General features: G+C 66.9%; 24 protein-coding genes, 1 tRNA gene and 1 pseudogene (1 of these 26 running past the window's edge). 11 read left to right on the top strand and 15 right to left on the bottom strand.

All coding sequences use genetic code 11. The features are described 5' to 3' along the window. Positions 1 to 221: pseudogene (locus ACFE67_RS06315) on the bottom strand (hypothetical protein); the annotation flags it as partial. A gap of 25 nt (positions 222 to 246) precedes the next feature. Continuing rightward, positions 247 to 1,221, bottom strand: coding sequence for a threo-3-hydroxy-L-aspartate ammonia-lyase (locus ACFE67_RS06310; protein ID WP_375406021.1), 975 nt, complete (start codon positions 1,219 to 1,221; stop codon positions 247 to 249). 362 nt (positions 1,222 to 1,583) lie between these two features. On the opposite strand from ACFE67_RS06310, the gene ACFE67_RS06305 reads away from it, so the two are divergent. The 7 genes from ACFE67_RS06305 (at position 1,584) to ACFE67_RS06275 (ending at position 8,089) form a co-directional block, all read left to right on the top strand. Next, positions 1,584 to 2,036 (top strand): DUF6069 family protein, encoded by a 453-nt coding sequence (locus ACFE67_RS06305; RefSeq protein ID WP_375406020.1) that lies wholly within the window; start codon positions 1,584 to 1,586, stop codon positions 2,034 to 2,036. A 233-nt stretch (positions 2,037 to 2,269) separates the two neighbouring features. Beyond that, a complete protein-coding gene (locus tag ACFE67_RS06300; protein WP_375406019.1) occupies positions 2,270 to 3,295 on the top strand; it encodes a LacI family DNA-binding transcriptional regulator in 1,026 nt (341 codons plus the stop codon). A 140-nt stretch (positions 3,296 to 3,435) separates the two neighbouring features. Next, on the top strand, positions 3,436 to 4,335 hold the full coding sequence (locus ACFE67_RS06295) for a carbohydrate ABC transporter permease (protein ID WP_375406018.1): 900 nt from the start codon (positions 3,436 to 3,438) through the stop codon (positions 4,333 to 4,335). Continuing rightward, positions 4,332 to 5,186 (top strand): carbohydrate ABC transporter permease, encoded by an 855-nt coding sequence (locus ACFE67_RS06290; protein ID WP_375406017.1) that lies wholly within the window; start codon positions 4,332 to 4,334, stop codon positions 5,184 to 5,186. The genes ACFE67_RS06295 and ACFE67_RS06290 overlap by 4 nt, the downstream gene beginning before the upstream one ends. Before the next feature lie 46 nt (positions 5,187 to 5,232). Continuing rightward, the gene (locus ACFE67_RS06285; RefSeq protein WP_375406016.1) at positions 5,233 to 6,621 is read left to right on the top strand and encodes an extracellular solute-binding protein; all 1,389 of its coding nucleotides are present in this window, start codon (positions 5,233 to 5,235) and stop codon (positions 6,619 to 6,621) included. A gap of 35 nt (positions 6,622 to 6,656) precedes the next feature. After that, positions 6,657 to 7,307 carry a heme utilization protein gene (locus tag ACFE67_RS06280; protein WP_375406015.1) on the top strand — a complete coding sequence of 217 codons (651 nt, stop codon included), beginning with the start codon at positions 6,657 to 6,659 and terminating at the stop codon, positions 7,305 to 7,307. A gap of 125 nt (positions 7,308 to 7,432) precedes the next feature. Next, positions 7,433 to 8,089: a DUF6518 family protein gene (locus ACFE67_RS06275; protein ID WP_375406014.1), complete on the top strand. Its 657-nt coding sequence runs from the start codon at positions 7,433 to 7,435 to the stop codon at positions 8,087 to 8,089. Positions 8,090 to 8,690: 601 nt separating this feature from the next. Here the strand turns inward: ACFE67_RS06275 and ACFE67_RS06270 are convergent. Further along, entirely contained in the window at positions 8,691 to 9,248 is a 558-nt protein-coding gene (locus tag ACFE67_RS06270; RefSeq protein WP_375406013.1) for a type II toxin-antitoxin system VapC family toxin, read from the bottom strand. A gap of 632 nt (positions 9,249 to 9,880) precedes the next feature. On the opposite strand from ACFE67_RS06270, the gene ACFE67_RS06265 reads away from it, so the two are divergent. Then, on the top strand, positions 9,881 to 10,120 hold the full coding sequence (locus ACFE67_RS06265; protein WP_375406012.1) for a hypothetical protein: 240 nt from the start codon (positions 9,881 to 9,883) through the stop codon (positions 10,118 to 10,120). A 46-nt stretch (positions 10,121 to 10,166) separates the two neighbouring features. On the opposite strand, the gene ACFE67_RS06260 is transcribed toward ACFE67_RS06265, so the two are convergent. The 9 genes from ACFE67_RS06260 to ACFE67_RS06220 form a co-directional block, all read right to left on the bottom strand. Continuing rightward, positions 10,167 to 11,348, bottom strand: a complete 1,182-nt coding sequence (locus ACFE67_RS06260; protein WP_375406011.1) for a hypothetical protein — start codon at positions 11,346 to 11,348, stop codon at positions 10,167 to 10,169. Between the two features lie 63 nt (positions 11,349 to 11,411). Then, positions 11,412 to 11,555 (bottom strand): hypothetical protein, encoded by a 144-nt coding sequence (locus ACFE67_RS06255; RefSeq protein WP_375406010.1) that lies wholly within the window; start codon positions 11,553 to 11,555, stop codon positions 11,412 to 11,414. 39 nt (positions 11,556 to 11,594) lie between these two features. Next, the gene (locus ACFE67_RS06250) at positions 11,595 to 11,840 is read right to left on the bottom strand and encodes a transposase family protein (RefSeq protein WP_375406022.1); all 246 of its coding nucleotides are present in this window, start codon (positions 11,838 to 11,840) and stop codon (positions 11,595 to 11,597) included. Between the two features lie 19 nt (positions 11,841 to 11,859). After that, positions 11,860 to 12,096, bottom strand: coding sequence for a hypothetical protein (locus ACFE67_RS06245; protein WP_375406009.1), 237 nt, complete (start codon positions 12,094 to 12,096; stop codon positions 11,860 to 11,862). Between the two features lie 305 nt (positions 12,097 to 12,401). Then, entirely contained in the window at positions 12,402 to 13,631 is a 1,230-nt protein-coding gene (locus ACFE67_RS06240; protein ID WP_375406008.1) for a S1 family peptidase, read from the bottom strand. Between the two features lie 814 nt (positions 13,632 to 14,445). Then, entirely contained in the window at positions 14,446 to 14,688 is a 243-nt protein-coding gene (locus ACFE67_RS06235) for a hypothetical protein (RefSeq protein ID WP_375406007.1), read from the bottom strand. A gap of 10 nt (positions 14,689 to 14,698) precedes the next feature. Further along, positions 14,699 to 15,034, bottom strand: a complete 336-nt coding sequence (locus ACFE67_RS06230) for a hypothetical protein (protein WP_375406006.1) — start codon at positions 15,032 to 15,034, stop codon at positions 14,699 to 14,701. A 6-nt stretch (positions 15,035 to 15,040) separates the two neighbouring features. Then, positions 15,041 to 15,256, bottom strand: a complete 216-nt coding sequence (locus ACFE67_RS06225; protein WP_375406005.1) for a helix-turn-helix domain-containing protein — start codon at positions 15,254 to 15,256, stop codon at positions 15,041 to 15,043. A gap of 180 nt (positions 15,257 to 15,436) precedes the next feature. After that, a tRNA-Pro gene (locus ACFE67_RS06220) sits at positions 15,437 to 15,510 on the bottom strand. A 239-nt stretch (positions 15,511 to 15,749) separates the two neighbouring features. Between ACFE67_RS06220 and ACFE67_RS06215 the strand changes: the two genes are divergently transcribed. Beyond that, complete coding sequence (locus tag ACFE67_RS06215) at positions 15,750 to 16,634, top strand: hypothetical protein (RefSeq protein WP_375406004.1); 885 nt, start codon at positions 15,750 to 15,752, stop codon at positions 16,632 to 16,634. Positions 16,635 to 16,705: 71 nt separating this feature from the next. Here the strand turns inward: ACFE67_RS06215 and ACFE67_RS06210 are convergent, their stop codons facing one another. Continuing rightward, complete coding sequence (locus ACFE67_RS06210) at positions 16,706 to 17,560, bottom strand: aldo/keto reductase (protein ID WP_375406003.1); 855 nt, start codon at positions 17,558 to 17,560, stop codon at positions 16,706 to 16,708. 63 nt (positions 17,561 to 17,623) lie between these two features. Next, complete coding sequence (trxA, locus tag ACFE67_RS06205) at positions 17,624 to 18,016, bottom strand: thioredoxin (protein ID WP_375406002.1); 393 nt, start codon at positions 18,014 to 18,016, stop codon at positions 17,624 to 17,626. 56 nt (positions 18,017 to 18,072) lie between these two features. Here trxA and ACFE67_RS06200 point away from each other — a divergent pair, with 56 nt between their 5' ends. Together ACFE67_RS06200 and ACFE67_RS06195 are read left to right on the top strand one after the other, a co-directional pair. Beyond that, complete coding sequence (locus ACFE67_RS06200) at positions 18,073 to 18,726, top strand: SDR family oxidoreductase (RefSeq protein ID WP_375406001.1); 654 nt, start codon at positions 18,073 to 18,075, stop codon at positions 18,724 to 18,726. A gap of 89 nt (positions 18,727 to 18,815) precedes the next feature. Beyond that, positions 18,816 to 19,472 (top strand): peroxiredoxin-like family protein, encoded by a 657-nt coding sequence (locus ACFE67_RS06195; RefSeq protein ID WP_375406000.1) that lies wholly within the window; start codon positions 18,816 to 18,818, stop codon positions 19,470 to 19,472. A gap of 54 nt (positions 19,473 to 19,526) precedes the next feature. Here ACFE67_RS06195 and ACFE67_RS06190 read toward each other — a convergent pair whose 3' ends face one another. Continuing rightward, positions 19,527 to 19,529 carry the final stretch of a DMT family transporter gene (locus ACFE67_RS06190; RefSeq protein ID WP_375405999.1) on the bottom strand. Its footprint extends 1,005 nt past the window's final position, so the window shows 3 of its 1,008 coding nt (coding positions 1,006-1,008); its start codon lies beyond the right edge, outside the window — the gene reads right to left on this strand; it ends in the stop codon at positions 19,527 to 19,529.

The following is a 19,529-nucleotide window of genomic DNA, read 5'->3' as shown; positions in this document are numbered from 1 at the left end:
GTGTTTCCTGGCCAGTAGCTGCCGATCTTCACGCCGCTGAACAGGTCGCCGGACGCGGCTTTGACCGTGAAGACGTCCCGCACGTCCGCTCCGTGCGCGATCACCGGCGGGAAGGTCGTCGCCGTCGAGGTGGCGGCCATGATCAGCGCGCTCCGCACCGCCGAGTAGGCGAGCTCGTGCGAGATGAGTTCCGTACTCTGCGCCTCGGATACGAATCGCACTAGTCGCTCGCCGCTCGGACAGGCGTCATGAATCGGCCACGAGTTCCGCGTATCGGTTGAGGTCAACGTTGCCGCCGCTGACGATGACGCCGATCCGCTTCCCTCGGATCTCATCACGGGCAGCGAGTACGGCGGCGAGCCCGAGACAGCCTGTCGGCTCGACGATCATCTTCAGGTAGGTCGCGAACAGCCGCATGCATTCGACGAGTTGCTCGTCGGTGACCGTCCGCATCGTCGGCTTCGATCGCATCAGTATGGAGAAGGCGAGCGGATCGAGGAACCGGGTCTGCGCGCCGTCTGCGATCGTCTGCGGCGTATCGATGACGATCCGCTCGCCCACCATCAGGGACCGTTGCGCGTCGTTGCCGGCTTCGGGCTCCACACCGCTCAGCGCGCACCGCGGTGCGACGGCCTGCGCCGAGATCACCGATCCGCTGAAGAGTCCGCCGCCACCGACCGGAACGAAGAGCTCGTCGATGTCGGGTACCGACTCGAACAGCTCGAGCGCAGCCGTCGCCTGTCCCGCGACGATGGCCGGATGATCCACCGGCGGGATCAAGGTCAGCCCCCGCTCTTGTACCAGCCGGTTCGCGATCTCCTCGTAGTCCTCCGTGTACCGGTCGTAGCGCACGATCTGGCCTCCATAGGAGGCCGTCGCTGCGGCTTTCACTGCAGGCGCATCCAACGGCATCACGATGGTCGCCGGAATGTCGAGCAGGCCGGCTGCCAGCGAGAGTGCCTGGGCATGGTTTCCGGAGGAGTACGTCACGACGCCGGCCCGGCGCTGCGCGTCGTCGAGCTGCGCAACCGCGTTGTATGCACCGCGGAATTTGAAGACGCCTGCGCGTTGCAGGTTCTCGCATTTGAAGAACACGCTGGCGCCCGCGAGATCGTCGATGATCCTCGAACGCACGACCGGTGTCCGGTGAGCCACACCGCGAATACGGCGCTCCGCTGCGAGCACATCCGCAAAGGTCGGCGCCGCATCGACCTGGTTCATCCAGCCCCTTGTTCAGACGTCGGTCGGTGTGCAGTACCGGTGGCGCATCGCCGGGCGTCGAAATGGAAACGAGCAGTCGTCCACGGGCCTTCGGCATCGCCTGCGCGTCACCGTATCATCGCCCGAACTCCGGGCTCGAGGGAGCGGGCGAGGCGCTCCGTCCGCCGACGTCCGACTCGCGAGCCGAAACCACCCGCGCCCGCCGACGGACATGCGCCCGGCGTCCTGGTGGTCCGGAGGCGGTCTCGCCCGCCTCCCGCAGTACAAGGGTCTACTCCCCCGGGCGGACGACAGCGGCCGGGCCGCGGACGAAGGTGAGCACCGACCGCGCAGCTCCCGCACACACGAAGAGGACGACGACCATGACCACCGCAACCACCACAACCACCACCGGGACCACAGCCAGAGCGGGCAGGGGCAGGATCGCGACCGCTGCGGTCTTGGCGGCCGTGCTCACGGGTGCCGTGAACGGCGCCGTCGCGGTCGCCGCGGTCGCCGTCGGAGTCACCGCCGTCATGCCGCTGAACCCAGCGATCGACATCGCGTTCTCGGTGCTGGCATCGATCGCCGGCGCGATCGGGTGGACGATCGTGAACCGGCGGGCGGACGACCCGCGCCGCGTCATGGCCTGGCTCGCACCGCTGGTGCTCCTCGTCTCGTTCGTGCCGGACGTGCTCCTCGCCGTCGCCACCGCGAGTTCGACCGGCATCGCGCCGATCCTGGCGCTCTCCCTCATGCACGTCACGACGATCGTCATCGCGATCGGCGTGTACGCCCGTCTCCTGCCGCTGAAGGTCTCCCCCGCCGCCGCCTGAGCTCCCCTGCTCGATGTCGGCAGCCGCTTCCGGCCGGTGCCATTCCGGGCGTCGAATTACGCGGCGGCGTCCGGGGTTCGCCGAGTCGGCGCGTGACACGGAGCTGGAGGAACCGGTCGACTGAGCTCGCCACCGCCCGCCGTCAGTAGAGCCGCGATGGCCGTCCGGGAGGACACACGAACGCGGACCTCGGGCATGCTTGCGGAGAAGGTCCGGGTCATCGAGGAGGAGACGTGGTGCTGCCGCGCGCGAAAGCGCCCACGATCATCGACATCGCGACCGAGGCCGGGGTCTCGAAGTCGGTGGTCTCCCGCGCCCTGCTCAACCAAGGAGACGTGAGCGAGGCCACCCGGCAGCGGGTTCGCGAGGCTGCAGATCGCCTGGGGTACGTGGCGAATGCGATGGCGAGTGGTCTGCGTTCCCGGACGAACACCCTCGGTGTCGTCCTTCGTGACCTCACTCGACCGTTCTACGGCGAGCTGCTGGCGGGTATGCAGGAGGCCGCCGAACGGTCGGGGTATCGCATCGTCACCATGACCAGCGCCGATGACCTCGACACCGCACACGCGATCCGCGCGCTCCGACACCTGGTCTCGATGCAGGTCGACGGCCTCGTCGTCGCGTCCGCTCGCCTTCCGTCCGATGAGATCGTGCCGCTGATTGACCGCGTCCCGATCGTCGTCGCCGGGCGCCGGGACGTCAGCCCCGGAATCACGAGCGTCTCCTCCGACGACGTCGACGGCGGGACGTCCCTCGCACAGCTCGCGCTCGAGCACGGACACCGCCGCCTCGCGGTTCTGCTCGTCGGCGCGGCCTACTCGCAGAGCCAGCACGCTCGCGGCGTCGCGATGATCGACATGATCCGTCGGGCCGGCGCGGAAGCCGAGGTCTGGGACGTCTCGAGCGACGCCGATGCGGGCGAGGCGCTCGGCCGGGAACTGCGGCGCTCTGCAGCGACCGCGCTGTTGTGCCCGACCGACGCGGTGGCGGTCGAGGCGCTCGACGTCCTCCGCCTGCTCGGGCGGTCGGCCCCCGACGACCTGTCGATCCTCGGCTACGACGGAATCGGTCCCCTGGCGTCCTCGTTCCTCGGCCTCACGACCTTCCGCGTCCCGGTCCGTGCGATCGGTGCGACCGCGATCGAGCTCCTGGCAGCCAAGGTCGCCGATCCGACGACCGCGGACCAGAACGTCACGCTCCGCGGCGAAGTCGTATCCGGCCGAACACTCGGCACGGCCGTCGAGCGCCCCTCCGGCTAGGAGGCGACCGCTCTCGCACGGAACCGCTGATTGAACGTCTGGTGAAGACCGGCTCCGACGGCGAGAACCGCTTGTACCTCGCTCCGCCGCCTCACTAGCATCCGACCGGGAACGTTCCCGGTGGGAAACGAGAAGGCGACATGAGCACGAATACGACGACGCGGCGACTTCGGCCGCGCGCACCAGCAGGTGCGTGGTTCATCGCTCCGGCAGGGGTCCTGCTGGCGGTCTTCCTGCTGTGGCCGGTGGTGCGAACCGTCCAGCTCAGCGCGTACGCCAGCGACTTGATCGGCAACCCGACCCGTTTCGTCGGACTCGGCAACTACATCTCGTCGCTGACCGATCCGAGCTTCTCGACCACGGTCGGGATCTCGATCCTGATCGCGCTGCTCGGCACCGCACTGGCGACGACCTCGGCGGTCGTCGTCGTGGTCCTGCTGCGTCGACCGCTCATCGGGCAGCGGCTGTTCACCGTGGTCTTCTCGCTGCCGTTCGCGTACTCGGCCGCATCCGCGTCGGTGGTGTTCGCCGGACTCTTCGCGCCGTCGGTCGGGGCGCTGAACATCCTGCTGTCCGGCTTCGGGGTCACCGGTCCCGCGTGGCTCGCGACGCAGGGCGCGGCGATCTGGGCGGTCGCGATCGCGACCGCCTGGTACGAGTTCGGCTTCGCCTTCCTCGTCCTCACCGCAGCGATGCGCGACATCCCGCCGGAGATCGTGGAGGCAGGTCAGCTCGACGGCGCCGGCTCGTTCACCTTGGCCGGCCGAGTGCTGCTGCCGCTGATGAAGCCGAGCATCCTGTTCCTGGTCGTCACCCAGACGATCAGCGGCCTGCAGGCGTTCGCGCAGGTGCAGGTGCTCACCCGCGGCGGACCGGCCGGGGGGACCACGACCCTGGTGTACCGGGTGTACCAGCTCGCATTCGGCAACGGCGTCCCGGACTTCGGACGTGCCTCCGTCACCGCGATCGCCCTGATCGTCGTCATCGCGCTCATCACGTTCGTGCAGTTCCGGGTGCTCGGCGGAAGGCCGGAAGAATGACCCGCCGGAGTTCACCGGCACGTGGGGGCGCCGCGTCGCGCTCGGCCGGCACGGTCGCCCGCTTCGCCGTCGTCCTGGTCCTGGCCGCGGTCATGTTCCTGCCGATCTACGTCGCCGTCGTCAGCGCCTTCACCGTCAACGGCTCCATCGCCCGGGGCAGCATCTTCCCGCCGCTGTCGAGCTTCACCCTCGCCAACTTCGGCGACGCGGTCGCCTCGACACCGTTGCTGTCGCAGTACGCGGTCAGTGTCGCGGTGGTGACGCTGCAGACACTCGGCAACCTGCTCACCGGCGCCCTCGCCGCGTACGCCCTCGTGTTCCCGAGATGGCGGGGCCGCCGACTCGCGTTCGTGCTCGTCCTGCTGACCCTCGCGATCCCTGCCGAGAGCATCGTCATCCCGAACTACGAGCTCGTCAGTTCGCTCGGGCTGCGGAACACCGTGCTCGGCATCGTGCTGCCGTACCTCGCGGCCGGCTATCCGATCTTCCTGCTGCGACAGGCGTTCGCCGCCGTCGCCCCGGAGCTCTGGGAGGCCGCACGCCTCGACGGCGCCGGTGATCTCCGCGCCCTCTTCGCCGTCGTCATGCCGGCCTGCCGGCCACAGGTCACGACGGCGGTGATCTGGAGCGCGCTGGCGGCGTGGAACGGGTTCTTCTGGCCCCTGCTGATCACGGACACGTCGACCTCCCGGACGATCCAGGTCGGCATCGCCTCCCTGGCTGCCTCCGACGCCGGCAACCCGGCGTTGATCTTCGCCGGCTCCGTCCTCGTGGTCGTCCCCACCGCCCTGCTCGTCATCTTCGCGCAGCGCTTCCTCATCAACGGGCTCGCGCGCGGCGTCCTGCGCTAACCCCCTTCCACTCCCCTCCTACCCCGCACACGATCGAAGGAAGACCATGACCATCACGCGGAAGCTCATCGCACTGGCGGCCACCGCCACCGTCGTCGGCGCACTGGCCGCCTGCTCACCGTCCGGCTCGAGCAGCGCTCCGGGCGGAGCATCAGCTCCTGGACCCTCCGCCCTGACCAGCGCCAAGGGCGAGGTGGACGTGTCCATCTGGCACGCGTTCGGCGGCCCGAACGGGGCCGCGTTCCAGAAGCTGGTCGACCAGTTCAACAGCGAGAACACGGGGAAGGTGCACGTCACCGCGACCTTCCAGGGCCTCTACCCGGACCTGCTCGCGAAGTACACGGCGGCGCTGCGGAACACGTCCGCGCCCACGATCCTCGTGCTCAACGACGTCTCCAGCGGCATCCTCGCGGACCTCGAGCAGAGCGTGCCCGCCGCCGAGATGGCGAAGGCCAACCCCGGCGACCTGCAACTGACCGACATTCGCCGCGCACCGCGGAACTACTACACGCTCGGCGGCGTGCAGTACGCGGTGCCGATGGCGTCCTCCACCCCGGTGCTCTGGGTCAACCGCGACCTGCTGCAGGATGCCGGCGTCAGCGACTCAGCGGATCTCAGCACCGTGGACGCAGTCGTCGCCGCAGCCCGCCAGGTGAAGCAGAAGACCGGCAAGTTCGGTTTCACCATCCAGGACGACGACTGGACCATCGAGAACTGGACCGCGACGGCCGGCCAGGACTTCTGTTCACCGGGCAACGGCCGTACCGGCAAGGCCCCGACCGCGATCACCATCAACACCGGCGGAGCCAAGACTGCGATCAGCAAGATCGTCGACCTCTACCGGGACAAGGTCGCCGTCGACGGCGGCGTCGACGGCGCGGCCGCCATCGCCGCCTTCTCGGCCGGCAAGGTCGCCTTCATGCCCTACGGCTCCGGCGCGCTCGGCGCGCTCAAGGCCGGCGGTGCGACCTTCCAGTACGAGGCCCTCCCGTTCCCGGCCTCCGACGCGAAGTTCCGGGGCAACACGACCATCGGTGGTGCGGCGATGTGGTTGAGCGACTCCGCCACCGACGCCGCCAAGGTCGCCGGCTGGAAGCTCGAGACCTTCCTGACCTCGGCCGCATCGCAGGAGCAGTGGAGCCACGCCACCGGGTACGTGCCCGTCAACCAGGAGGTCGACTCATCCGCCACCCAGGCGACCTTCCTCGACCAGAACCCGAGCTTCCGTACCTTCATCGAGCAGATCGACGGCTCCCCCATCGCCAGCAACACTGCAGGCTGCCTGAGCGGCGCCATGGCCGCCATCCGGGCCGGCAACGTGAGCCAGCTGCAGGCTGCGTTCGCCGGTACCAAGACCGCTGATGCCGCTCTCGACGCCGCAGCAGCCTCTGCCAAGAAGGCGCTCAGCGACTACCAGGAACAGGCCGGCAAGTAGCCGCGCCCGACGCACGCAGAACAAGGACCACATCGATGAGCGACCTCCGCTACGGCATCTACCTGCGCCCCGACCCCGCGACCTGCTGGACCGTGACCCAGATCACCGCTGCCCTGCGCGCGCAGTACGGCCTGATCTCCGCCGGCGCCTTCCCACCCCACGCGACACTCATCGGCAACCTCGCCACCGACGCCACCGCTGACGAGGTCATCGCAGCGGTCGACCCCGTCCTGCGTGCTGCGCCAGCGGTCGAAGTCTTCAACTCCGGCATCGTCCGCGTCGGCGACTGCTACGAGTACGACATCAACCGCGACGCGAGCAGCGGAGCGGAGAACCGACAGCTCGGCACCATCGCCCACGATGTCATCCAAGCCGTCCTGCCCCTTTCCAAGAAGGTGGACGACTCCTACACCGTGCAGGTCGAGGACTACGCCTTCAGCGCGCACATCGGACTCGCCTCGCACGACCTCAAGGTCGACAGCCACCTCTCCGACGAAGTCGGCGACTTCCTCCGAGGACTTCCCCTCACCCCTCCCGGCTCCTTCCTCGCACGCTGGTACTCCGCCTTCGAGTTCCGCGCCGACGACTGGACCGGCCACTGGTGGACATCGCTGACCTGGAAGCACCTCCACTCCTGGCACGTCGGCGCGCCGTCCAGGACCGGATCACCGGAGCTGAGCGGGTAGCAGCGGAGCACAGGCGGATTCGGAGGCGCGGCCGGCGGCTCGCTCCGACGTATTCATCCGCTCGAAGGAGGTGGCCGGTCCTTCCGCACGATCCGACGCGGACGTGTTCGTGGTGGAGTCTGACCATGGCTGCTTCGAAGCAAGACGTGCGTCCGACGTCGATCCAAACCGAGACCACCCCGCCGAATCGGGTGCTGCGCCAGCTGCTGGTGGTCGCGGGGTTGAGCCTGGTGCTCGGCGCGGCGACCTCGTTCGCGCAGACCTTCCTCCCGGACGCACTGCGCCCCTTCGCGAACTCCGCGTCGGGATGGACGCTGCTGACCGCGGGCGCGGTAGCAGCGAGCCACGCCAGGACACGACCATCGGCGGTCTTCGGCGCCGCGAGTTTCGTCGCCCTCGTCCTCGGCTACCAATTCACGTCGACGCTGCGGGGTTTCCCCACGAGCGAAACCCTGTTCCTCGTCATCGGCGTGATCGTCGGTCCCTTCGTCGGCGTCGCCGCCTCCTGGCTCCGGCATGCAGGCGCCCGCGCTGCGATCGGCTGCGGCGTGCTGTCCGGAATCGCTCTGGGAGAAGGGGCGTACGGTCTGATCCAGATCTCCGCAACGACCGGCTGGATCTACTGGACCCTCGTCACCATCGCCGGGCTCGCGCTGCTCGTCGCCACACTGCTCCGAGGCCCCCGCACCCCCCGCGCCCGTCTGCTCACGGTCGGCCTGACCGCCCTCGTCGCCGTCTCCTTCTTCTTCAGCTACACCACGATCGGCCAACTCGTTTTCTGATCGGGACCACGTCACTGTGAGCGGTCCGGACCAGGCGGGGGAAGGTGTGCCGCGAGGGCGGGCCAGCGGTGCGAGGTCGCGGCCGATGACCTCGACCACGATCGTGGGTCGGTCCCGACTCGATTTCGGTCACACCGGTCACACACTCGCGGCAATCGGAGCGGCAAGGTCCGGTCAACATCATCGGATCGATGCACCCGTCCAATCGCTCGCTCACCAACCTTGGGAGTTGACACGCCGGACGCTCGAACCGGATCGAGCCCGGCCGGAGTACCGGCACAAGGAGGGGTTGTCGGTGACGAAGCTCTTGCCCGCGATCCTGAAGCCGCGGCTCGACGAGTTCGAGGAGTTTCTTTCGTAACTCATCGACATCGTGGACATCGACGGGATTCCGATCGCCTGGGTACCGAGAACCTCGCTGCTGGAGTTGCTGCTCACCGCTGAGCCCTCATCGAAGCGATCGGCGCTCCTCGTCGAACACCGGGATGAGATCCTCGAGGACTGCCACAGCTGGGTTGACGAACTCGACGATGAGCTCGTGTCGTCGATCGCCTCGAACTCGGAAGGCATGACGCGGCAGCGTGAAGCTCTGCAGCGGCCGTTACTTGCCGCCGCGATGGCGGCGACACGTTCGAACGCGACTGGCATCGACGTACAGGGGCAGTACGTTCGCCGGAACGCGACCGAAGCCTGAGTCTGTGGTCACGAGGCCCCCCGCGCCAACGTAGGTGGCGGTCGCGGCATGAGCGGCGTCGTACGACTCGAGGCCGTACTTCGTCATGATGGCCGGCACGCTGTCTGCAACCTCGTCCAGCTCGATCATGAGGTGCGGTACCGCAGTCAGCAGTTGGGTCCATGCCGCACGAAGCTCATCGGAGAGTCGTCCCGCACGCCTTCTGACCCGACCATCACCGCGTTTCCTCTTCCAGTCGCGCCTGCCATGCTTCTCAACGACCGCGAGTTTGAAGGCGACCTCCGCGAATTCGAGCTCGAGCAGTCTGTTGTAGTAGACAGTCGTCTTCTCCGCAGCAAGCCGCGTCATATACGCCTGCGAGACGACGTGAAGCGGCTCAGCGGCGATCAGCACGTTGATGACGAACGAGGTGTCCAGAGCGACTTCGTTGGGCACTGGCAACGACGGGTCCTCGAACGAGAACACGTTACGGACGAGGGGCGGACGCCCTCGGTCAGCCAACTATTTGGGCGCCTTTCATGACCCAGCGCCGGGAGAGGACTTCGAAGTGACCGAGGTCGAAGGGTGCTTCGTTGCGTATCGCCCGGTGATGGCCGAGCGCACAACCACACGACCGGACGCGGCGCGAACGGTGTTCTGGACATCAGCTGCAGCGACGGTAGGCTGCACGATCCGACCAGCCTTCTGTGCAGCGTCCAACCTCTTCACCATGGGGAGATCGTACGTGGTCAGCCGGCGAATTCACAGAGGACGCGGACAGCACAGCCGGGCTCGTGGTGGGCGCGGCAACCCCGCGCGGAGTGGGCGATGCGTCTTCGACCACCCTCCTGGTGCTTACCGCGCTAGCTGCTGAAGCGACGATGGTTCGAGTTGATACGACCGGATCATCGCTCTCGGGTTCAACGGCGCGGGCCCGTGTATTCCATTCCTCCGCATCTTGCGATTTCGTCGAGGATCTTGGCAATGCGGTCCGGCAGAGTTCGGGTCACATCGGGATGGCGTGGGCCAGAGCAGTCGCGGACACGCTGTCACGGAGCATGTCCGGGGCGACCGCGTCGACGTCGCGGTGCAGGACTCAACGCGGGCTGGGGCCGCTCATGCGGCAGTTCGCTGACCCGAGGACCTGGACTGGTCCACTCGCGGACGCGCTCAGCTGGGCCGACCAGACCACGGGGCCGGGAGGTGAGACGGTCACTGTGGAGGCGCGCCTGCGCGAGATGCTCGCCCGGCACGGGCCGGACAGTCCGAACGCTCTGTGCAACGCGGAACGGGCCCCGGTCCTGGTCGCGGCCGTGATGGCGACCGAGGCGCGGCTCGCCAGTCCGACGCGTCGGTGAGTCGCGGGCCCGAGTCGCGCGGACGCCGCAGCATCGAACTCCCTGGTCAGGCAGCTGCAGGTCGGTCACCGACGGGACAGAGCCAGCCATGGCTGACCACGCTCCCGTCCACGTAGCCGTTCAGCTCGACGTCGAGAAGGTCCGGCATCGCGGCTCTGCGCCACTCCTCGAGCTCTGCACGGTCACGGACGATGGGTGCCTTGTCGACGCGTTCGACTCCGTTGACGCGGACGTGTGCTCTCGCCTGATCCGAGTTCTCGTCTGTGACCCACCATTCGACGAAGTCCGCAACCGCCGTCGGAAGCCAGTCCGTGATGCTTGCGCGGTGGTGCACGTCGCGCTGGACGACCTCTCGGAAGCGGCTCGCAACATCGGCGCAGGGGTCGACGACTTCGACTATCGCTTCGGCATCGAGGTTGGTTTGAAGGAAGCTCGTGCTGCCGACGTCAGTCGCTGGAAGCGAGTAGCCGATGACCGTCAGCCGATCAGCTGCCTGGAGACGGTCGGCCGCCGTCTGCCACTGCGCGCGAAGCCCGACCCGGTCGTAGTACCGGTTCTTCACGCTGGTCGGCGGGACGATGAATGGACGGAGCCCGCCGTAGATACGGCTGCTCCGGGGAAGCGCCTCGCCGTCATTGTCGGGGTAGCGGAGGATCAGCGGGTCGGTGACGGGCGCGGCCTCGCCGCCGTGCAACCAGTTGACTGAACCGTGCATTTTGAAGAGCTCAGCGGGCGATTTCTGTGGCCCACTCGTGCTGAACATCGAGCCCCACCCGGGTGCTTGACGCTCGACGATCGGCACCATGTAGAGGTCCGCGAGAGTGCCCGCCCTCGACGCCATCCGAAGCGGCTCCTCGAGCAACGTGTCGTAGTTGAAGGTGAGGATGGAGGTCCGGTCGCGGCTCCACTGCCAAGCCAGCCGTGCGAGCCACTCCGGCACTCCATCTCGACTCGTCTGAGCTTCTGCGTGCACGATCACGTCGCGAACGGCGATCACGGTCTCGCTGAACAGAGCACGATTGCGCAAGTTGTTCTCGTCGCTGAGCCACGGTTGATCCGCGCCGATGTAGCTCAGGTACGCCTCAAGGTCGCCGTCGAACGGGTCGAGGTCATGTGAGTGTTCGGGTCCGAGCTCCGTGAGCACCCTCGAGCCGAGTTCGGCGAGTGTCGGCATCGCGTTGCTGATCGCTTTCGAGAAACCGGCACCAAGCAGCACGACCTGTCCCATGACTCCAGTGTCCGGCCTTGCACCGTCGTCGCGTCACGGGCCCGTCGGTCCCGGGAGCGTTATTCACGGTGCGGGGTGTCGTCGGTGTGAGCGTTCGAGGTTGTAGAGCGCTTCGACGCAGTTGAGCGCTCGCTCGAAGCGGTCGAGGGGTCCTTGGTAGTGCTTGAGGACCTTCCAGTTCTTCAGGCGCGCGATCGTCTGCTCCACGACAGATCGGATCCCGGCGAGTGACTGATTCGCGGACTTCTACCGCTCGGTGAGGGTTCCACCGGGCGGGCGTCTGGTCCCCGTCGTTATGCCCTCGACGCCGACGGAGCCGAGGTCCGCGATGATCGGCGTCCCCGCGAGCAGCTCAGGCAGACCGGACTCTCTCCAGGCGTAGGTGTCGTGGCGGGATCCGTGCACCGGCTTCCCGAGCGCGAGCAGCATGCCGCCGGTGGTGCAGGCGATCTGGACATTCATCCCGGTCCGGTCGTGCTTGCCGGAGAACAGATCATGCTGATCAGATCAATCACTGGTCGGGATCAGGGTCCCGTCGACCAACACCCGTGTCACCACCGGTCACCTCCGCCGGTACCGGTTTCAGGTCCGCCAGCGCGGCAGCGATGAGCGCTTCCAGGGCCGTCCTGCGGCGGGAGACGGTGGCCTGCGAGACATCGAAGATCGCGGCGATGAAGTCTCGGTCCCGTTCTGTCGCAGATAGAGCGCCGTGACGACCACCGACTCTAAGAGATCCAACGACGTCCACGCCGCGACCTCGTCGTGGTCCAGCAGCGGCGCCACACACGCCGTGATACCGAGTAGCTGGTCAATGGGCAGGCCAGTCATACGCTCGATGTCCACCGACCCCACCGCTCGTCAGATGCGTTCTTCACACATCCATCCGGCATCGGTGGGGTCGGCCACCACGCAGCCACGCGCGACCATCAGCAGACGCTCAGACACCCGCCCGCGAATAACGCTCCCGCTCGGATGGCAGAACTCACGCGAACGCAATGACTTCAGCCACGTCTCTATCTCGGACAGACCTCAGGGCAAATGGACCCCGCTTAATCAGCCTCCGCTTGAGTTGATGAGAGTCAGCCCAAGACTTTCAGAGAACTGCGTGTAGGGCGTGTAGTAACATCCTACGTACTCCCCGCCCGACACTCCAGCGCTGTGCACGCCGCGCGCTATCGCGTCGGTAAACCAGGGTCCTCCGCTGTCACTGGGCGAGCAAACATACTGAGACGTTCGCGATTCGCCACAGTAGTAATGCTGAGAGTCCTGAACGCAAATATCGCGCTGATAGACCGTCCCGCACCGTTTGTATCCACTTCCCACCCCGTAGTGACAGACGGGGCCATTTACGAGTGCGTTAGCCCCGTAGGAAACATTTGTGTCGGCGTTGGAATCCGACCGAAAGTAGGAACCGGCGGTTTCAGGACTGATCGCCTTGTGCCACTGCAGATCGATATTGCCGCCGCTACGGGTTGTCTGCGCCTCGCCCGCAAAACTCACCTTGTTCGCTTCGCCGTTGTAGTCGAGGTAGTTCGGGCAGTGCGCCGCGGTCACGACCCCGTAGACAGAGCCCTTCAGAACGCCAAAGCCTGAAGTGCACGTGCCGGGATCGGACGAGACGACGCTCGACATCGGCCGCCCTCCGCCTACCTGGAATTCCACCTGCACAGCAGATGCGGCAACCGACCGCAAGCTGAATCCTGGAGACGACTCCACGTTCAGGGTGGATGAGATTTCACTCGCAAGCGCCTCGTTCGCCGACGCGCCTTCGGCGTAATAGGCCGCAATTTCTATCTGACCAGTCTCGGGATCCGCTGCAGCGATGAGATTCTTGGCGCCCGCCTTTCGAGCGAGTTCCGCGGTGCGAGCCGTTAAAACCGCCGACTCCTTTTGGTTCAAGCGCGCTCCCCACTCAATCACAACCTCATAGGGCAACGCTTTGGCTGCATCGAAAACCCTCGACGGCGGCTGCTGCGTGAACCGAGCCCAGACGGTACCCGGATCGGCTTTACCGTATCCGGCGCTGTTAAAGGTATCGGGGTATTGCGATTCCATGTCGGCCGCGAATGTCTCGAACGCCTCAGCTCCCCCTCGCTGCCGAACAAGGAACTCTTCCGTCAGACCTGTATCGCGTACGAGAGTGCGAATCTCCTTGCGATCCTCGTCGGTTAAGGCCTGCTTCTGTCCGCTACCCTGGATCGTGCGGGTGGTGTACTTGGCTACCGTTCCCAGCGATAGGGATCCATCGCCCCCAGAAGTGGGATTAGCCTGCGCGGCAGGCACGAGTGAACATAGACTAATCGAAGTCAAAATTACTGCCGTTGCCGCAAGATTTCGCCACAAGTAATTCCGCGTCACAAGTCTCAACCTCTTCTGGTCAGGCGCTGGAGGGCCTCGTTGACCCTGCTCATGATATTTGCAGGTAACCAGCGTTTGAGCAACCCACGTACTGAGTTGCTTTGGCAACTCGCGACGCCCTGCGCAGGCCAACCTCTTCGAGGAATTCGCGACGTCGACACCTAAAAGTGCTGTTATTCACCAGATGCACGCCCGGACGCACTGGGGTCCCTACTGTGGTTTGGGCACCGACCGTCGGCACGGAGTGGCGAACAGTCCACCAGGGCGCGAAGGAAGGCACGAACAAGCTGCCTGCGGCGATGGGACTCGCGGCGCAGTCCCTCGATGCACCCCCCATCGTCGTGCCCGGCCACGAGGTGATCGTCCCGGTCCCGGTCCCGGTCCTGGTCCTGGTCATGGCCGGGCGTCAACCGCGTGAATCACGCACGAATCCAGCCTTATGATCGTGAATTTGTCGAATTCACGATGGGGAGCCCACTGCTCTATAGGTAAAGGGCCTGAGCAGGCAGCCGCATGGAAGATGTCGATATCCAGCCAGGATTGGTGCCGTACTGGATTGATCGGCGTTGACCCGAAGCGACCTGCAGCCGGGATCTACGGTCTCGCCGACTCGGCGGCACCGTAGATTCCGGCGAAGCCTCGGTGGTGCCGACCTGGCACCACCGGAGATCCCCGATCGACACGATGCTGACAGCGGTATGCGCTCCCTGGCCGGCCAAAGCGGCCGCAATTGCGCACGTCATTTCGCCAGATCGTCACTGTCGCGTCTGAGCAGCCGGTTCGGCCCGAAGGCCTCGTCGAGCAGCTCGGCAGCAAGGTCGACGCCAGCCTGCTCGTTGATCGCGGTCGCCACGGTGCGGCGGAACGCGCGCGGGGTAACGCCCTCGATCCCTGCGAGGTCGAGGACGTGGCGTAGCTGCCAGCGGACGTTGTTCGTGGACGCCGCAGTGCCGTCGCGTGTGCCGAACACCAAAGCGTCCATCGAGCGGTCCTCAATGACCGTGCGTGCGCATGTTGCGTTCGTACAGCTGCCGGGTCGACCGCGAGAGCCGATCCTCCAGGTCGAGGTCGGCGAGCCAGTAGGTGACCAGGTCGCCGAAGCGGCTGTCGGGAGTCAACGTCGCGAACTCGGGTTGGAAGAGCCACCTGTCCGACAGCTTCGCTTTCAGCGCCCGCTCCGCTGCCGTCCGCGTCGCGGCGGTGGCCTGCACCTGACGGGTGACGCCGTCCCAGTCCCGGTATCGCGTGCGAGCCTGGATGCCACCCGGATAAAGGTTCGTGTGCGCGATGTCGCCGAATGTCCCGATGGTGATGCGCGGCCTAGCCACGGAGCGCTACCTGCCGGTCGACGGGTCGCGTTGCTGTTCGACCCAGGCCCGCCCGTCGCTGACGGCGAACTTCAGGTGCTTGCCGACCCGGTACGCGGCCGGGCCCTTGCCGTTGGTCCGCCAGTCGTAGACCGTCGACACCGGTACGCCGAAGTACTCGGCCAGCTCGCTCACGTCCAGCAGCGGCTCCAGGCCCCACTGGTTCTGCTTCTGGTTGTCCATACCGCAAGGTGCGCAGGCTGCGCCGCAGTCCTGGAGAGCACCCGGAGGACGGGCGCTGGAGGCGGACAGAGCCGGCCGGAGGACAGGCGCGAGGAGGGGTTTTCGGTAGGTTTTCGGTGACCTGGTCAAATCTGCCTACAAAGAAGTCCCGGAAACCCTTGAGTTTCCGGGACACCACGGTCGGGCTGACAGGATTTGAACCTGCGACCCCCTGACCCCCAGTCAGGTGCGCTACCAAGCTGCGCTACAGCCCGTGGTGGCTCGCAGAGAGTGGAGTCCCTGCGAGCCTCCGACAGTGTAGCGGGGCCTTGAGCGCATCGACGATGGTGCCGGAGACGGCCGTATCCCGTCGGGACCGCTTGCAGATCACCCCCACTTCTGGGTCCCCTGCCGAAGCGTGCGCGGGCGGCCAGGCGCGTCCTACCGGGAACCGCCGGTCCGTAGCGTTCCCGATCGACGCCGAACTCATGGCGACCGATCCTGTTGGAGCATCGTGAACCTCATCCCCCTCCGCACGGCCGTCATCGCCGGTACCTGCGCAGTCGCCCTCTCGTTCGTCGCCGTGCCCGCCTTCGCGGATGTCGACCCCGGCACGGGTCTCGACACCAGCACGAGCCAAACCACGGACCCGGCATCGACGGATCCGACCGCCACCGATCCGACCGACGCCACCGACGACGACGGCATGGACGACTCGGGCGACGTCAGTGACGACGACGCATCCGACACCTCCACCCAGAACGGCGGGGCAACGGCTGCGCCGGTCGCGCCGCTGCCCGCCGAGCAGGGCAAGCCGAAGCAGCACTTCGCCCACACCGTGTTCACCCCGAAGGAGATCGCGAAGAAGGGCATCAAGGTCGAGTACACGGGCCTCACCGCCGGCGCGACCTACCAGCCGTTCTACAGCACCGGTCAGTCCGGCGGCGAGCTGACCGACCCGAAGACGGCGTCCAAGAAGGGCACCGTCTCCTTCACCTACAAGCTCTCGAAGGCGGAGAAGAAGTCGTTCGGCGCGCTGGGAGCGGTGTACACGATCGGTCTGCGCGGCGAGCAGACGGCGCTCGACCTGACGCAGCAGATCTCGGTCAAGTACGACTCGGACCTCACGTGGAAGCCGGCCGAGCGCCACGGCGGCAAGGTCACGCTGACCGTCTCGGTCGACAAGGACGACGCCGCGGGCAAGGCCGGCGACTGGAAGAAGGCGGAGGTCGAATTCCAGAAGAAGGTCGGCAGCACGTGGGTCACGGTGAAGACCGTCAAGACGAACGCCAAGGGCGTCGCGTCCGCGACGATCACGTCCGGCAAGAAGGTCTGGCGCGCGGTCCTCGAGACCAGCCTCACCGTGATCGGCGCGACCAGCGCCGGCCACACGAAGTAGCGCCGATCCGTCGATAAAGAAAGGGCCGCTTCCCGTCGGGGAAGCGGCCCTTTCTGGTCAACGACCGTGGTTCAGACGGCGTCCTCGAGCTCTTGGACCTCGTCCGGGCTCAGCTGGATGTCGGCGGCCTTCTGGTTGTCCTCGAGGTGCGCGACGGAGGAGGTGCCGGGGATCGGCACCATCACCGGCGAGCGGTGCAGCAGCCACGCGAGCGCCAGCTGCGACGGTGACGCGTTGTGCTGCTTCGCGAGCTGGTCGAGCTTGCCGCCCTCCTTCGCGAGCCCACCGGTCGCGAGCGGGAACCACGGGATGAACGCGATGCCGTGCTCGGTGGCGTGGTCGAGCAGCGGCTCGGCATCACGCTTGGCGAGGTTGTAGAGGTTCTGGACCGAGACGATCGTCGCGATCTTCTGCGCCTCCAGCAGCTGGTCGACCGACACCTCGGACAGGCCGATGTGGCGGATCTTGCCCTCGTCCTGCAGCTTCTTCAGCTCGCCGACCTGGTCCTCCAGCGGCACCTTCTCGTCGATGCGGTGCAGCTGGAACAGGTCGATCGCATCCAGCTTCAGGCGGCGGAGGCTCTGAATGGCCTCTTGACGGAGGTACTCGGGGCGTCCGACGGGCGGCCAGACGTTCGGGCCGGTCCGGGTCAGGCCGGCCTTCGTCGCGATGACGACGCCGTCCTGGTACGGGTGGAGTGCTTCGGCGATCAGGTCCTCGGCGACATACGGGCCGTAGGAGTCTGCGGTGTCGATGAAGTCGACGCCGAGTTCGACCGAGCGCTTGAGGACACGGATCGCCTCGTCGTGGTCCTTCGGCGGGCCCCAGACACCCGGTCCGGTCAGCTGCATGCTGCCGAACCCGAGCCGGTGGACCGTGAGGTCGCCGATGGTGATGGTGGAGGGGGTGGTTGTCGTGTCAGTCATCGATACCAGTGTCCCCGCCGAGCCTGGACGCGCGCCGCGCTTCCGCCGAGACGGAGGACGGGGTCACGCCTGCGCCTGAGCCTCGTCCGGCTCCTGTTTCGCCTGCTGCTCGGCCCACTGCTCGCGGACGTCGTCCATGTCGAGCGCCTGGATCTGCTCGATCAGGGACTCGAGCGCCTGGCCGGGGAGGGCGCCCGGCTGGCCGAACACGGGGATGCCGTCGCGGTACACCACGAGCGTCGGGATAGAGGTGATGCCGTACATCGCGGCGAGCTGCTGCTGGTCCTCCGTGTCGACCTTCGCGTACGTGATGTCGCTGTGCTGCTCGCTCGACTGCTCGTAGACGGGCGCGAACTGCCGGCAGGGGCCGCACCACGAGGCCCAGAAGTCGATCAGCACCGTGCCGTCCGCCACCGTCTCGTTGTGGTTCTCGATAGTCAGGGTCTTCGTCGCCATGCTGCACTGAACCCGGTTCGGGATCCGCGCATTCCCGCTCGCTACCGTGCGTCGTCATGAGCACCGTCGTGATCGTCGGTGGCCACGGCAAGGTCGCACTCCGCCTCGCGGAGGCGTTGACGGGCCGTGGCCACACCGTCCGCAGCACCATCCGGAACACGGAGCACGGCGCCGACGTCGAGGCCTCGGGCGCCGAGCCGTACCTGCTCGACATCGAGAGCAGCGAACCGGAGGACTTCGCGGAGGTCTTCGGCGAGGCCCACGCGATCGTGTTCAGCGCCGGCGGAGGCGGGGACGGGAACGCCGAGCGCAAGCGGACCGTCGATCTGGAGGGGTCGCTCAAATCGATGGCCGGCGCGAAGCTCGCCGGGATCACGCGCTTCGTGCAGGTGTCGGCGTTCGGCGTCGACACCCCGGTCGCCGACGATGCGGCGCCCGCCTGGCGCGCGTACGTCGACGCCAAGCGCGACGCGGACGTCGCGCTGCGCGCCTCCGGTCTCGACTGGACGATCGTGCGCCCGGGCGCACTGACGGACGAGCCCGCGATCGGTCGGGTCCGCGTCGGCGAGGACATCCCCTCCGGCTCGATCTCGCGCGGCGACGTGGCCGCCGTGATCGCGGCCGTGCTCGAGCACGACTCGACGATCGGGACGCAGTTCGAGCTGACCGCCGGCGACCGGTCGATCGCGGACGCGATCGCCTCCCTCTGACATTCCCGCGAAACGAGCCTGATCCGCGAGAAGTCCCTGCGTTACGTGCTGAGCGGTGCGGTCGAGCTGCGTTTTGTAGCGTGCCGAGCATGAGCAACCAGACCATCGCCGAGCAGGTGGACGAATTCAACGCCGGGTTCAACGCGCAGATCGGCCCCGTCCTCGCGGACGTGTTCGCGCAGGAGCAGCTGGCGTTGAACTCCGGAGGCGTGCCCTCCGGCGCAGTCGCCGTGGGTGACGTGGTGCGGGACGCGGATCTCGTGTCGACGGACGGTTCGACGACGACCCTGTCGGCCGCGCTCGGGGGGAAGGCCGGGGTGCTCGTCTTCTATCGCGGCGCCTGGTGCCCCTACTGCAACATCGCGCTGCAGACCTACCAGCGCGACCTGCTGCCGAAGCTGCGCGAGGACGGCGTCGCACTGATCGCGATCAGCCCCCAGACGCCGGCCGGCTCCGAGCAGGCGGTGACCAACGGAGGCCTCGAGTTCACCGTGCTGTCCGACCCGGCGAACGTGCTGATCCGCGAGCTCGGGATCGTCACGGAGCCGGCCGCGACCGCTCGCGAGGCGCACACCCAGCTCGGGTTCGACGTCGCCGACAGCAACGCCGACGCGACGGGCGACATCCCCTTCCCGACCGTGCTCGTCGTCGACGCGAACCGGACGGTGCGGTTCGCGGACGTGCACGTGGACTACACGACGCGCACCGAGGTGCCGACGATCCTCGCGGCGGTCGACGCGCTGTGAGTCGATGACCGCTTGCGTTGCGCGGTACTCGTCACCTTCGCGCGGTGGGTCTACCTA

This window comes from uncultured Amnibacterium sp. (genome assembly GCF_964244015.1).
GTDB lineage: Bacteria > Actinomycetota > Actinomycetes > Actinomycetales > Microbacteriaceae > Amnibacterium.
The sequence above is the reverse complement of the archived record's forward strand: the minus strand, read 5'-3'. Positions and strand labels throughout refer to the sequence as shown.